The organism is Moraxella ovis (assembly GCF_900453105.1).
In the GTDB taxonomy this organism is placed as follows: domain Bacteria; phylum Pseudomonadota; class Gammaproteobacteria; order Pseudomonadales; family Moraxellaceae; genus Moraxella; species Moraxella ovis.
The window spans coordinates 1,047,371-1,061,875 of sequence record NZ_UGPW01000001.1; the positions used below are offsets into that span (position 1 = coordinate 1,047,371).

The following is a 14,505-nucleotide window of genomic DNA, read 5'->3' on the forward strand; positions in this document are numbered from 1 at the left end:
TGGTGGTTAAGTGGGTAGATGAATGACGCTTTGGATAAGCGTGTGTGCGATCGTGCCTACTTTTGGCGTTAGAGGTAGATTATCTATATCAAAAAATCTAGCCTCTTTAATCTCATCTGCCTGAGGGCAAATCTCACCACCGGCATAATCAGCGATAAACCCAAGCATTAGGTTCGTCGGATATGGCCATGGCTGACTGCTGTGGTAGCGTAGGTTGGAGACTGACAGACCGACCTCCTCCATGACCTCGCGATGAATGGCACCCTCTATCGACTCGCCTGCCTCTACGAATCCTGCGATGAGTCCATACATGCCAGTATCACTATGTCTGTGATGCAGTGCAAGCAGGATCTGGCGCTTAGCGGTTGTTGGGTGAATGCGTGTGATGGCGGTGATGATGCACGGCTGTACACGTGGATAGACGCGGTGACGGCATCTTTGGCACATCATGGCGTGTTCGCTCTGATGACGATGTGTGCGACCACCACAGCGCGAACAGAATTGATGATCTTGCTGCCATAATATCAGTTGAATGGCTCGGCTAATGGTGTGTGCTAAGGCATCATCTAGCGTGTTCACGGCATTTCTATAACTTAAGAATGCCAAAGATTTGTGCGTGCTGGTGTCGTATTTATCACCATAGGCGTGAATAAGCTTTGTCTTGATGGCAGCGTCTTTTGAGATGGCGAAGGTGTTAGATGGCGTAACTTGAGAAGCGTGTCCGTTATGCACTTCACCAAAGCCAAGCGAGACCGCTTCATCTAGCATCACCCCTTGAATCATGATGGGTAAGCCATCTTTATCGCACAGGACGCTGTCCTTATCTATGATCAGATATTCTACATGATTCATCATGACAGCACCGTCGCACGCCAAGTGCTGTCTGCATCCATGTCACCGGCAGAAGTGCATATCAAACCCGCCAAATCAGATAAATCCTGAAAGCCCGTCGCGCTTGACTTGGCATCTGCATGATCGTCGCCGTATTCCATCTTTATCGCCATCTGCCCGCCTGTCATCGCAAGATAGACTTCAGCCAGAATCTCGGAGTCAAGTAAAGCTCCGTGGAATGTACGATCTTGATTGCCAACATCTAAGCGACGAACCAGAGCGTCAAGTGAGTTTTTTTGACCAGGATAGAGTTCCTTGGCGATGGCAAGTGAGTCGGTGGTTTGAATGCGATCTAGAAAGTCGGTCAGACCAACTTTATCAAATTCCATCTTCAAGAATCGCATATCGAACGCGGCATTATGTGCGATGACCTCGCTACCTATCATAAAATCATAAATCTGCTGCGCAACATCGGCAAACTTTGGCTTATCTAGTAAGAATTCATTTGAGATGCCATGAACGCGGATAACTTCATCATCCATCTCTCTTTCGGGATTGATGTAGACGTGTAGCTTGTTACCGGTGAATTTACGATCGACTATCTCAACAATACCCACCTCTACGATGCGGTCGCCACCTTGATCCTCAAAACCAGTGGTCTCCGTATCCATGATGAGCTGGCGAGCGCGTGAACCATAATTATTCGGCGATGGTAGAATCGCCCAAAAGTCGCCATTAGCGCGCTGAGTATTACCATCGTAATCGGGATTTTGGTTGTTGTCAGGGCTTATCTTAAAAGCGTGGTCATTCATGACTGTGGTTTGTTTTGGATTATTGGTGTTATTTGGTTCGCTTTGGTTGAATGTATCAGCATCAGTTGGGTGGTCGGAATTGTCAGAACTGATGTATTTTTCACCTGCACCGATGACGCCTTGATTGGCCAGTTGGTCTGCCATCTCATTGCCTTCGTGTCCTGCGTGCCCCTTGATCCATTGCCAATTGATCATGCGACCTTGGGTCAGTGCATCGAGCTCTTGCCACAGTTCAACGTTTAGAACGGATTTTTTGTCGGCTTTGCGCCAGCCGTTCTTTTTCCAGTGGTGTATCCATTGGGTGATGCCGTCTTTGACGTAGCCTGAATCTGTCCATATCTTTATGGGCGTGTCGTTAGGGGTGTGCTTTAGAGCGGTGATTGCACCTAGCAATTCCATGCGGTTGTTGGTGGTGTCAGCTTCCCCGCCCCAGATGTTATGGATGTCGCCATTAGGATGGATGATGTGCGCGCCAAATCCGCCCGCCGATGCGCCTTGTTTGCCATTGCCTTTACAGGCACCGTCAGTGTAGGCGATGATATAGTTATTCATGATAAAACCGTGATTTAAATAATATGGATAAATCGAACATTATAAATCATCGCTTGGCTTTTGTCATTTTAGATCATTAATTTAAGCATTGTTTATACAAGTGGCATATTTTAAGGAAGTTCATCAAATCAGGCGGTGCATTCGTGTTGGCGGGTGGGTGCTTTGGGATTAATTTAGCAGTGGGTAATTCATGAATTTATCGGATAGATTTGGTATAATAATTGAATATTTTTTGTTAAAAGCGATGACCATGAGCGATTTATCCCACCGTTTTAACCGCCTGTTTCGCACAGATGCGATCAGCCCACCTAAGAATGTCGAGCCGTTAGATGTGTCGAATGCGCCATTATATTTGGAAATTGGTGCTGGCAAGGGCAAGCACGCCTTATTATTCGCCAAGCAGAATCCTGATAGGCATTTGATCGCGATTGAGCGCACCAGCGAGAAATTCGAAGCATTCGATAAGCTTGTCAAGGCCGAGAACCTGCCTAATCTAAGCGCCGTCCATGCTGACGCCATTGCTTACACCGCGCATCACATCGCCCCAAACTCGCTTGATGGCGCATTCATTCTATACCCCAATCCTGAGCCAGCCAACAAGAATCAGCGTTGGCTGAATATGCCGTTTTTTGAATTTTTGGTGTCGCGACTAAAGCCAGGTGCGACCATCACCCTTGCCAGCAATATCGGCGAGTACATTGATGAGGCGCAGCAGCTGCTTGATGAGGTATGGTTATTGCCTTATGAGCGATTCGAGATTGATGCAGAATCGGCGCGTACGCATTTTGAGATTAAATATCTGGCGCGCGGAGAGAAGTGCCAAGAGCTCATCATTCTAAAGCCGAACTATTACCAAACTCGATTCGATCAGATTGATGACCCAAAAGAATAATTCTACCCCAGCCGTCGCCATCATAGGCGCAGGCGCATCGGGTCTAATGGCGGCGGAAGTGCTGTCAGCGCGCGGTATTGAGGTTCATGTATTTGAGCAGATGCCCACTGCAGGACGTAAAATTTTGATGGCGGGTAAGACAGGGCTGAACATTTCGCATAGTGAGCCTTTGGATGACTTTGTGATACGTTACACACCAAGCGATGTGATGGTGAAGTTTGTCCGAGATTTTCATGCTGAGGACATACGCACGTGGATGAATGGACTTGGTATCGACAGCTATGTCGGCTCTAGCGGGCGCATATTTCCTGTGCAGATGAAGGCGTCTGACCTGCTGCGTGCGTGGCTATCTAGGCTGAGCGAGCAAGGCGTGCAATTTCATTATCGTCATGTCTGTATAGGTGTGCAGGATAATTTAGTAACTTTTATAAAAAAAGATAAGCGTGGAGATGAGCTTGATCGCTTTGAGCGTCGGTTTGATGCGATTGTCTTGGCGTGTGGTGGTGGATCTTATGCGCGCCTTGGTAGTGATGGTGCTTGGCAAGCTTGGTTCGGTGATGATGAATTAACACCGCTGTATGCCAGTAATGTTGGTGTGGTGCGTTCGTGGTCGCCATTCATGAATGATGTCTTTGGACAGGCATTAAAGCGCATCACCATCGCAGCAGGCGACGAATCTGCACATGGTGATGTGGTGATTAGTCATTATGGCATGGAGAGTGGGCTGATTTATAAGTTAAATCGTGCCATGCGTGCGATGCTTAACGAGGCGGGGCGTATTCGATTGCAGATAGACCTGATGCCAGACAAGTCCATTGACGACATCGCAAAAGCACTTAACAAATCAAAAAAACAATCACTGAATAACAGCCTACGCAAAGCAGGGCTGGATGCCACAAAAATAGCCTTATTAAGAGAATGCACACATAAGACCGACTGGTCGGATTTATTAAAAATGGCAGCATTTGTTAAGAATTTGCCTGTTGATTTTGATGGGTTTCGACCGATGGATGAGGCGATCAGCACGGGCGGTGGCGTAAGACTGTCCGCGGTAAATGATCAATTGCAATCACGTCGTAACCCTCATCTATTTATCGCAGGCGAGATGCTGGACTGGGATGCGCCAACTGGCGGCTATCTGCTGACCGCTTGCCTTGCAATGGGACGTATGGTGGGGCAGAGCGTTGCTGATTTTATCCAAAATTGACAACCGTTGGGCTTGAGCGGCCAAGATGGCTGATGTTGGTATGTGTATCGGTTAAGTTTATCATCAAAACCACCCATTAAGGCCTTAAAATCTGCTACAATAGCAATCAATTTTTATCATATTTATTTACTAACTTTGGGGATTGTTATGACTCGTTTTGCTAATTTTTGTGCTGGTCCTGCATCAATGCCGACCGCTGTCTTAGAAAAGGCCCAAAATGAGATTCTTGATTGGCGTGGCACAGGCGCGTCTGTTATGGAGATCAGCCATCGCAGCGCTGACTACATTGAGATCGCCAGTAAGGCAGAGGCTGATCTGCGTAAGCTGATGAACATCAGTGATGATTATGCGGTACTGTTTTTGCAAGGTGGTGCAGCATTGCAGTTCTCGGCGATTCCTTTGAATCTACTCAATGGCGGAACAGCCGATTACCTAAATACAGGCGCATGGTCAGAAAAGGCTTATAAAGAAGCCAAGCGTTATGAAAACCTAGGTCTGGGCAAGGTTAACCTAGTCGCTACCGGTAATGGCGCTGATGTACCAAGTCAAGACTCTTGGCAGCTGACGGATGGTGCGGCATATTTTCATTATTGCCCAAATGAGACCATCCACGGCGTACAGATCTTTGAGACGCCAAAAGTCAATGCGCCAATCGTGGCTGACATGTCATCTTGCATCCTGTCCGATCCGATTAATGTGAATGATTTTGGTATGATCTATGCAGGTGCACAAAAGAACATCGGACCTGCCGGATTGACTTTGGTGATTATCCGCAAGGATCTGCTAGAGCAAGCGTCGTCTTGGTGTCCGAACATCATGAATTATAAAAATCAATTCGACAATGACAGCATGCTAAACACACCATCGACCTATGCATGGTATCTGTCAGGATTGGTGTTTGAGTGGCTATTGGATAATGGTGGTGTTGAGGCGATTGCTAAGATTAACCGAGCCAAAGCACAGACGCTATACCGCGCCATCGATGAGAGTGATTTTTATCGCAATACGGTCAACCCAAAACACCGCTCCATCATGAATGTGCCATTCCAGTTGGCGGACACCGAGTTGGATAAGCTGTTCTTAGAAGAAAGTAAAAAAGCAGGTCTATTAAACTTAAAAGGTCACCGTGTCGTCGGTGGTATGCGAGCGAGTATCTATAACGCCATCACGCTTGAGCAAGTAGAATCCTTGGTTGATTTTATGAAAGCCTTCGAGCAAAAACACGGCTAATGTGGCGGTCACATGGAGAAACCACGGCAGGACGCAGGCTCTTGTGCGTGGTTTTTTATCTCAGCGGCGTATCAATATAAAACAACAAGGATAAGATCATGCTAAACATTCATGCGATAAAAGCATTTAATGATAATTATATCTGGGTGCTGGTCAAGGGCGATCAAGCCATCATCATCGATGCAGGCGATGCACAGCCGGTCTTGGATTATCTAGCAGATAATGCGCTTAAACCCATTGCTATGATCATCACACACCATCACGATGATCACACAGGCGGCGTGGCGAAAATTAAAAATACCTATCCTGGCATGCAGATCATCGCCCACAGCACCCATGGGGTTAATGCCACCCAATGTGTGGATGAGGGCGATGAGTTTGAATTGCTGGGCGTTGTATTTAAGGTATGGCGAACAGCAGGGCATACAGATACCCATTTATCCTATCTGTGCGACATGGGCGATAGGAAGCATGTATTCTGTGGTGATACGCTGTTTAGCGGTGGCTGCGGGCGCGTGTTCACAGGAACGATGGGCGAGCTTTTTGATAGCATGATGCGATTTAATGGTTTGGTGGATGACACGCTATTTTATCCTGCACATGAATACACATTGTCCAACCTTAAATTTGGCCATACAGTTTGTGCTGACGATTATAAAATGGCAATTGAAAATGCCATCGCTGAGACTAAAGTCAAGCTCACTCGTGGCGAAATTTCATTGCCTACTACGCTGGGTAATGAAAGACAAATCAATGTGTTCTTGCAAGTGCATCATGAGCAGATGATAGATACTATCAAGGGTAAATACCCACTTGCTGATGAATTGCCACTGAGTGTATTCACCGCGCTACGCGAACTAAAGAATAACTTCTAAGATTTTTGCACTCATGAGTATTATTTCTTTGGTGGCGTTGGCATTTGGCATGTCGATGGATGCCTTTGCCACCGCCATCGCCAAAGGGGCGACCTACCAGAACCCTAGCCTTACCAGAGCATTGAAGGCGGGTGTGTTGTTTGGGGTGATCGAAGGGGTTGCACCCATCATTGGCTGACTGCTTGGAGAGGCGGCACAAGGCTGGCTGTCTCATGTGGATCATTGGGTGGCTTTTGCACTGCTTGGCTGTTTGGCGTTTAAATTCATGCGCGATGCACTCAAAGGCGATGTACAGATCAAAGATGATCAGCAAAACATGGCAAAAAGTGGCTTTGAACTCATGTTAATCACCGCAGTGGCAACGAGCATTGATTCGCTGGTCGTGGGTGTGTCACTTGCCTTTTTGGAGGTGAATATCTGGCTGGCTGCCGCCCTAATTGGCTCGGCGACGATGATTATGGTCACGCTTGGGCTGTATCTGGGTAACCGACTGGGGCGTCGTTTTGGTAGGGTTGCCATGTTCGTTGGTGGGGTGGTGTTACTCATGATCGGCACTACGATTCTAGTCAGTCATCTGATGAGCGCGAGCTGATGTGATTTGTCTAGACGAGTGGCATAGAAAAAAACATCAAAAATATGCTATCATTAACTGTTATAATCATTCAAAGAACAACATGCGACACATCCCAAAAACCCCACAAGAAGCCCGCCACGCCCCAAGAAAACGCTTTGGGCAGAACTTTCTTCATGACACCAGCGTGATTCGTCAGATCGTTGATAGCATTCGCTTATCACGTGGCGATAACTTGCTTGAGATTGGGCCTGGACTTGGCGCATTGACTGAGCCGCTCTTGGCTGAGGTTGATGGCATGACTGTGGTGGAACTTGACCGCGATTTGGCAAGTGCATTAAAAATCAACATCGGCGCGAACAGTCATGAAGATTTTACCATCATTAATGATAATGCCATGCACGTAGATTATCGCGAACTTGCGCACAAAGTGGGTAAGGGTGCATTCAGAGTGGTGGGCAATCTGCCTTATAACATCTCAACACCCATTCTGTTTCGCTTGTTGGAATTTAGCGATGTCATCACCGACATGCACTTTATGCTACAAAAAGAAGTCGTTGATCGGATCACCGCTGAGCCGAACACCAAGGCATACGGGCGACTATCGGTGATCATGCAGTACTATTGCATGGCAGATTATCTCTTGACGGTGCCAAAAGGCGCATTCAACCCACCACCAAAAGTCACCTCTGCGGTGTTTCGTCTAACCCCATTTAAACAAAAACCCATCACCGCCCAAGACGAAGTGTTATTTGCGACCATCGTTCGTGAGACGTTCAACCATCGCCGCAAGACCTTGCGCGCGATATTCAAGACCGTGGGCCTATTACCAAAACTAGAAGAACAAGACTTTGAGTCTGTCGGCATCAATCATCAGGCACGTCCAGAGTCGCTATCAGTGGTAGATTTTGTTCGCCTGTCTGACCTGGCGGCTCAAAAGCAAGTCAATTAATAAAAACCTATGAAAGACCAACAACTTATCAACAGAGCCTATCGCCATGAATACGTGATTGGCGATTTGCAAGGGTGTTTTTTTGCATTTAATCGTCTGCTTGAGATCTTAGATTTTGATGAGACACAAGACAAAATCTGGCTAGCAGGTGACATTGTGGCGCGCGGTGAGAATTCTTTGGCAACCTTACGAGAGGTTAAGAGGCTATCGGACATCGGCGCGCTGACCACAGTATTAGGCAATCATGACATCACGCTCGTCGCGGTATGGCGTGGTATCATGCCGCCTAAGCCAAAGGATAAAACCTTGCCCATCTTTGCTGCGCCAGATTGTGACGAGCTGTTAAATTGGTTGCGCAAGCAGCCGCTGTTAGTGTTCCCTGATGACAAGACAGTGCTGGCTCATGCAGGCATCCCGCCCAATTGGTCAATCGATGATGCTGATCGCTATGCCAGAGAATTGCAAAAGGCATTAAGCGGTGATCTTGATGATCTGGACGAGCTGCTGCCAAAGCTATACAGTAAGAAATCTGAAGGCTGGTCGGATGAGCTGCGTGGCGCCAAGCGGATGCGTGCGATAGCCAACTATCTCACCAGAATGCGACTGTGCAATGAGAATGGCGTCTTGGAATTTAGCTTTAAAGAAGGGCTGTTAGATGAGATGCCCAAAGGATTTCGCCCTTGGTTCATGTGGGATGTGGCGCGGGAAAGACGCATTCTGTTTGGTCATTGGGCAGCATTAAAGGCGCAGATCGCCAGCGCAAACGTTCGTGCGCTAGATGGCGGCTGTGTGTGGGGTGGTGAGCTGGTGGCTTACCGCCTAAGCGATGGTGCAGTGATTCGATTTGGCGATGATGATTGAGACAGTCTCACCAAAACATAAAAGCCCTAACTTCTGTTAGGGCTTTTATTATTCACTAGCAATTAAGCGTCTTTAAGTGCTTTGATTGCTTTGTTTAGGCGACTCTTATGACGAGCAGCTTTATTCTTGTGGATGATGCCTTTGTCAGCCATACGGTCTATTACTGGAACAGCTTTCTTGTAAGCTTCAGTAGCCAATTCGTATGATTTTGCTTCGATGGCTGCATTTACGCGCTTGATGAAAGTACGTACCATAGAGCGTTGAGACGCTAGGTGTTGGCGACGTTTAGTGTTTTGACGAGCGCGTTTGCGAGCTTGTGCTGAGTTTGCCATGGTTTATCCTTGGATAAAAAATTGTTAATGTTAAATTCAAAAATGCTAAGCGAGATAATTCTGGCAGCCACCGAATTATCAATTTTGGTATTCATGACCAAAAATAGACACGTTGCCTAACATATAAAGCACCATTTTATCAAAATATCTAAAAATACTCAATAAAAATCGACACTTATCTGAGGATTGGCGTATTTTACGGTATTTTTGGGGTATTTGGCAAGCCCTTGACGTAACACGGTGAGAAATTTGAAGCAAAATTATGGTAAAATAGCCTGATTTTAGAATGTTTTTTGATTTATGAAAAGAAAAGCAATTATCATCGGTGGTTCGGGGCGTGTAGGGCAGGCGTTGGTGCGCGAGCTTTCCGCATTATATGACACACTCATCATCATCACACGCACACAGCCAAGAAGCATCAGTGAGAACATGCACGTGTATCATGTGAATAACTTTGATGCGTTGGCAGATACCATTGCTTCGATGCCCATTGGCGCTGATACGGATGCTTTTAGTTGTTTAGGCGCTGCCAAAAAAGACACCGCCAGCCAAGATGAATTTTATCAGGTTAATGTGCTGTTTAATATCGCCTTTGCCAAAGCTTGCCGTGATAAGGGCGTATCTCGATTCTTTTATTTATCAAAAGCAGGTGTGGAGAGTGCGGGCAAAGACGCTGAGCTCATCGCCAAGGCGGATGTTGAGTATTATCTAAAAACCCTAAAATTCGATGATGTGACGGTGTTTAGATTGCATAAATTAAGTCCCGCCAAAGAGAAGCTTTCTCTAAAAACAGCCGGTAAGCTAGGCCTTAATCTTGCCAAAAATACCATCGGTGCCATCATGCCTTTTGATAAAACAGAAATGCTTATGCCAAAACGTGTGGCGGCTGCCATGTCGCTGGCTGCTTATCAGCTGAATCTACGGAGTAAATACCGCACGAATGAAGAGAATTTTCATGTGATTTCTCATGATAAGATGTGCGCCATGACCGAAAAACAAACACATCATTAAGTGTGGTTGGTATTGCTCCCAATTTTCCATCTTAATGCCCAAAAAAGCCCTGCTAATGAGGGATTTTTATGTTATTTTTTATGGTTTTATGGTAAAATAGACGTTTGATTTTAAAGAGAAAAAAGGGTTCTTTATGACCGATAGCGTAACCCCCGTTGGGATTGTTGATGAATTAAAGCAGTCCTACCTTGACTATGCGATGAGCGTCATCGTCTCTCGTGCCTTGCCTGATGTGCGAGACGGCTTAAAGCCTGTTCACCGCCGTGTGATGTACGCCATGCACGAGCTGTCCAACGATTATAACAAACCCTACAAAAAATCTGCCCGTGTCGTGGGCGATGTTATCGGTAAATATCACCCCCACGGCGACACTGCCGTCTATGATGCCATTGTGCGTCTTGCCCAGCCGTTTTCTATGCGGTATATGATGGTGGACGGACAGGGTAACTTCGGTTCGGTGGACGGCGACCCACCTGCCGCCATGCGTTATACCGAAGTGCGTATGCAAAAACTCACGCACCAAATGCTTGCCGACCTTGACAAAGACACGGTGGACTGGGAGGACAACTATGACGGCTCCGAGAAAATGCCGTCTGTGCTACCTGCCCGTGTGCCAAACCTGCTTGTCAATGGAGCAACGGGTATTGCAGTCGGCATGGCGACCAACATGGCACCGCACAACCTAACTGAAGTTGTGAACGCTTGTCTTGCCTATGCTGATAACCCACAGATTGATGGCGATGAGCTGGCAAGCCACATCAGCGGACCTGATTTTCCCACAGGTGGTATCATCTATGGGCGAAGTGGCATTTTTGACGCTTATCGCACAGGTAAGGGGCGACTGCACATTCGTGGGCGTTATGTCATTGAAAATATGGAAGGGGCAAGCAAAGACCGTGAACGCATTGTCTTTACTGAGATTCCTTATCAAGTCAATAAAGCCAAACTCATTGAGCAAATCGCCCAACTTGTCAATGACAAAAAATTAGACGGTATCACAGGCGTGCGTGATGAGTCTGACAAAGAGGGTATGCGGATTGCCATTGACCTAAGACGTGGCGAAAATGCCGAAGTTGTGGTAAACAATCTATTTTTGCAAACACCCTTAGAGTCCAGTTTTAGCATTAACATGGTTGCTCTTGACAACGGACAGCCACGCCTTATGACCTTGCATGACTTGATTGCCAGCTTTATCCGTCATCGCCAAGAAGTCGTTACACGCCGTACCATCTTTGAGCTGAATAAAGCCAAAGCTCGTGGACATTTGTTAGAGGGCTTGACCATTGCTCTTGCCAACATTGATGACATCATTGAGACCATTAAAAAGTCCGCCAACCGTGCCGAGGCTCGTGAGAATCTGCTTGGGCGTATCTGGCAGGCGGGCAATGTGGTTGCCATGCTAAAAAATGCAGGGGCAACGTCTATCCGCCCCGACATCATCGAGGGCGAGGACTTAAACGCACCGTTTGGGCTTATCAATGACGACAAAGAATACCGCCTATCACCCGACCAAGTAAACGCCATTTTGGATATGCAACTCCACCGCTTGACAGGTTTGGAGCAGGACAAATTGTCCAAAGAATACCAAGAGATTTTGGGCGAGATTGCACGCTTACAGATGATTTTGGCGGATTTTGACAAGCTCATGGGCGTGATTAAGGCGGAGCTTATCCAAATCCGTGATGATTTTGGCGATGAGCGTAAGACCGATATTGTGGACGCACGAGCCGATTTTAGCCGCGAAGACTTAATCCCAGAGCAGACGGTGGTCATGACCGTGTCGCATACAGGCTATGCCAAAACCCAAGCCGTAAGCGACTACCAAGCCCAAAAACGTGGCGGAAAAGGCAAATCAGCAACCGCCATGAAAGAAGATGACGTGATTGAGCATTTATTAGTTACCAGTACGCACGCTCATATTTTGTGCTTTACCAATACAGGGCGAGTGTTTGGCTTGCGTGGCTTTGAAGTGCCGATTGCCTCTCGTGGCTCAAAGGGTAGACCGCTTGTCAATCTTATCAACATTGACCCCAGCGAGAGCGTAACCGCCATTTTGCCTGTGGAGAGCCTAGCCGATGACGGTAAATTTGTGTTTTTTGCCACGGCAAGCGGTACGGTCAAGCGTGTGGCGTTGTCGCAATTTACCAATTTGCGTGCCAACGGACTAAGAGCCATTGACCTTGTGGATGGCGATACCTTGATTGGCGTGGCGATTACTGACGGTGAGCAACAGATTATGCTGTTCTCCAACGAAGGCAAAGCCATTCGCTTTAAAGAATCCGCCATTCGTGCCATGGGACGTACTGCCAAGGGTGTGCGTGGTATCCGTGTCAATCTCTTAGCCAGTCTCGGCGTGGACGATGATGAGCCGATCGATGACGATACCGATGATAGTGATAATGACAGCGTGGTGTCGGTCAGTCGCGTGGTGTCGCTCGTGGTTGCCCCACAGGCAGGCGAGATTTTGACAGCGTGCGAAAACGGCTACGGCAAACGCACTCCGATTGACGACTATCCGACCAAAGGGCGTGGCGGTCAAGGCGTGATTGCCATTAAGACATCAGAGCGTAACGGCCAGCTTGTCAAAGCGGTGGCGGTAACAGGCGACGAGGATGTGATTTTAATCTCCGATAAAGGCACGCTTGTCCGCACACCTGTCGCCCAAATCGCAACCGCAGGACGTAACGCCCAAGGGGTCAAGCTCATTCGCATTGGCGAGAGCGAAACGCTGGTGGGGCTTGCCTGTGTGGAGCATGAAGAGCCAAGCGATGATGATAGCGACAGCGAACATGGCGAGATGATAGAAACGAGCCAAGACAGTGAATGATAAAAAAGGCGGATTGATGTCCGCCTTTTTTGTTAGTTCAACTTATGGATTGAGGTTGATTGTTCTCATCTTAAATATTAAAAGGGATAAACCTGAATTTAGATAAGATTTGTCTTATAATCCCAATTTTTATCAGTATTATTGTATCCATAGAACGAGACAAAAAAATATTATTTTGATTTTTATGAATTCTTTTTATTCTTGTTTATCTCTTTGATGGTTTTTATTGATATTTGGAATTATATTCGGGGTAAGGATTTTTGGTCTTTTGGTAATAAATTAAAATCTGATGATAGCAAGTTGGAGTGGTTTTATTGGTTTGCCTTGAAGGTTGTTGTGTATTTGGCGGGTATTTATCACTTTTTATTTAAAGTTTAGATTTTGAAATTAGCGATGATAAAACTTCAATCCATCATTTAAATAAAATTATTGGGTTTTTTGATCTGAGTTTGAATATAATTACAACCTGAATTTTTTTCAACTTTTTTTAAAAATATATCATTTTTCTTTATCACAAAAATGTGGTTTAATATACACATTCCAAAAACAACCCCGCAAGGTGAAAAAATGACCGCACAATTTCAATGCCGAGTGCATACCCAGCGTTTTGATGAAAACTATGAGCCTGCCAGTAGCACTCGTTTGACCACCAACTTTGCTAACCTAGCTCGTGGCGAAAACCGCAAACAAAACCTACAAAACGCCATTAGAATGATTAACAACCGTTTTAATGATTTGGCGACTTGGGACAACCCAACCAACGACCGCTATTCGGTGCTGATTGACATTGTGTCTATTGACATTGACGTGGCAGGCAAGGGCGAATTTTTCTCAGGATTAGAATGGTTAAAAACGTCCGTCGTTGACCACAAAACAGGCAAAACCATTGACGGCATCATCGGCAACAGCTTTTCATCGTTTGTCCGTGATTATGATTTTAGCGTGCTACTTCGTGAGTACAACAAGGACAAGCCTGAATTTAGTGTGCCAGAAGGCTATGGCGATTTGCATGGCAAATTGTTCAAATTCATGGTTGCGTCCGAAGAGTACAAAGCCCAATCCAAAAAACCGCCCGTACTGTGCCTAAGCGTTGCAACCACTCGCACCTACCACAGAACGACCAATACGCACCCGATTTTGGGCGTGGAATATGTGCAAAACGACTATTCATTAACCGATGAATATTTTGCCAAAATGGGCTTAAAAGTGCGTTACTTTATGCCACCAAAATCGGTTGCTCCGTATGCGTTTTATTTTGATGAAAATGCTGATTTGTTGAACGATTACACCAACTTAGAGCTCATCAGCACCATTGCGACCATGGAAGCGTTCCAGCGTATCTATCGCCCAGAGATTTATAGTGCCAACTCGGTTGCAGGACAGGTGTACAAGGGTAGTCTAACTTATGAAGACTATGCCGTGCCGAAAGTGGATTATGACCGTGTGGAGCGTAACGATTTGGCGGTAAAACAAGGCAAACTTGCCGAAGAGCAATTTATCAAGCCGTATAAAGAGATTTTGGATGCTTGGCTTGCCGAAAAATAAAAGATGA

General features: G+C 46.4%; 14 protein-coding genes. 11 read left to right on the top strand and 3 right to left on the bottom strand.

Features of this window, described 5'->3' with window-relative positions:
* Nucleotides 1-6: 6 nt before the first annotated feature.
* Together nudC and dnaQ are read right to left on the bottom strand one after the other, a co-directional pair.
* The gene (gene nudC, locus DYD54_RS05115; RefSeq protein ID WP_228703602.1) at nt 7-855 is read right to left on the bottom strand and encodes an NAD(+) diphosphatase; all 849 of its coding nucleotides are present in this window, start codon (nt 853-855) and stop codon (nt 7-9) included.
* Nucleotides 852-2,195, bottom strand: a complete 1,344-nt coding sequence (dnaQ, locus tag DYD54_RS05120; protein ID WP_063514012.1) for a DNA polymerase III subunit epsilon — start codon at nt 2,193-2,195, stop codon at nt 852-854. Before dnaQ ends, nudC begins: the two co-directional genes overlap by 4 nt.
* 250 nt (nt 2,196-2,445) lie before the next feature.
* Between dnaQ and trmB the strand changes: the two genes are divergently transcribed.
* From trmB to DYD54_RS05155, 8 genes are all read left to right on the top strand, one after another.
* Nucleotides 2,446-3,087 (top strand): tRNA (guanine(46)-N(7))-methyltransferase TrmB, encoded by a 642-nt coding sequence (gene trmB, locus DYD54_RS05125; protein WP_228703603.1) that lies wholly within the window; start codon nt 2,446-2,448, stop codon nt 3,085-3,087.
* Entirely contained in the window at nt 3,071-4,294 is a 1,224-nt protein-coding gene (locus DYD54_RS05130) for a TIGR03862 family flavoprotein (RefSeq protein WP_063514013.1), read from the top strand. Before trmB ends, DYD54_RS05130 begins: the two co-directional genes overlap by 17 nt.
* A gap of 147 nt (nt 4,295-4,441) precedes the next feature.
* Entirely contained in the window at nt 4,442-5,524 is a 1,083-nt protein-coding gene (gene serC, locus DYD54_RS05135; RefSeq protein ID WP_063514014.1) for a 3-phosphoserine/phosphohydroxythreonine transaminase, read from the top strand.
* A gap of 98 nt (nt 5,525-5,622) precedes the next feature.
* Nucleotides 5,623-6,399, top strand: a complete 777-nt coding sequence (gene gloB / locus DYD54_RS05140; RefSeq protein WP_084260620.1) for a hydroxyacylglutathione hydrolase — start codon at nt 5,623-5,625, stop codon at nt 6,397-6,399.
* Nucleotides 6,400-6,412: 13 nt separating this feature from the next.
* Nucleotides 6,413-6,577 (top strand): MntP/YtaF family protein, encoded by a 165-nt coding sequence (locus DYD54_RS11765; protein ID WP_228703604.1) that lies wholly within the window; start codon nt 6,413-6,415, stop codon nt 6,575-6,577.
* Complete coding sequence (locus DYD54_RS05145; protein WP_228703617.1) at nt 6,578-6,991, top strand: manganese efflux pump MntP; 414 nt, start codon at nt 6,578-6,580, stop codon at nt 6,989-6,991.
* 82 nt (nt 6,992-7,073) lie between these two features.
* Entirely contained in the window at nt 7,074-7,922 is an 849-nt protein-coding gene (gene rsmA / locus DYD54_RS05150) for a 16S rRNA (adenine(1518)-N(6)/adenine(1519)-N(6))-dimethyltransferase RsmA (protein WP_063514016.1), read from the top strand.
* Between the two features lie 9 nt (nt 7,923-7,931).
* Nucleotides 7,932-8,783, top strand: a complete 852-nt coding sequence (locus DYD54_RS05155; RefSeq protein WP_063514017.1) for a symmetrical bis(5'-nucleosyl)-tetraphosphatase — start codon at nt 7,932-7,934, stop codon at nt 8,781-8,783.
* A gap of 62 nt (nt 8,784-8,845) precedes the next feature.
* Here the strand turns inward: DYD54_RS05155 and rpsT are convergent, their stop codons facing one another.
* Nucleotides 8,846-9,115 carry a 30S ribosomal protein S20 gene (rpsT, locus tag DYD54_RS05160; protein ID WP_046696554.1) on the bottom strand — a complete coding sequence of 90 codons (270 nt, stop codon included), beginning with the start codon at nt 9,113-9,115 and terminating at the stop codon, nt 8,846-8,848.
* A gap of 300 nt (nt 9,116-9,415) precedes the next feature.
* Here rpsT and DYD54_RS05165 point away from each other — a divergent pair, with 300 nt between their 5' ends.
* The 3 genes from DYD54_RS05165 (at nt 9,416) to DYD54_RS05175 (ending at nt 14,498) form a co-directional block, all read left to right on the top strand.
* Nucleotides 9,416-10,126, top strand: coding sequence for an NAD-dependent epimerase/dehydratase family protein (locus DYD54_RS05165; protein WP_063514018.1), 711 nt, complete (start codon nt 9,416-9,418; stop codon nt 10,124-10,126).
* A gap of 133 nt (nt 10,127-10,259) precedes the next feature.
* The gene (gyrA, locus tag DYD54_RS05170; RefSeq protein ID WP_063514019.1) at nt 10,260-12,953 is read left to right on the top strand and encodes a DNA gyrase subunit A; all 2,694 of its coding nucleotides are present in this window, start codon (nt 10,260-10,262) and stop codon (nt 12,951-12,953) included.
* 567 nt (nt 12,954-13,520) lie between these two features.
* The gene (locus DYD54_RS05175; RefSeq protein WP_063514020.1) at nt 13,521-14,498 is read left to right on the top strand and encodes a DUF1852 domain-containing protein; all 978 of its coding nucleotides are present in this window, start codon (nt 13,521-13,523) and stop codon (nt 14,496-14,498) included.
* Nucleotides 14,499-14,505 lie beyond the last annotated feature (7 nt).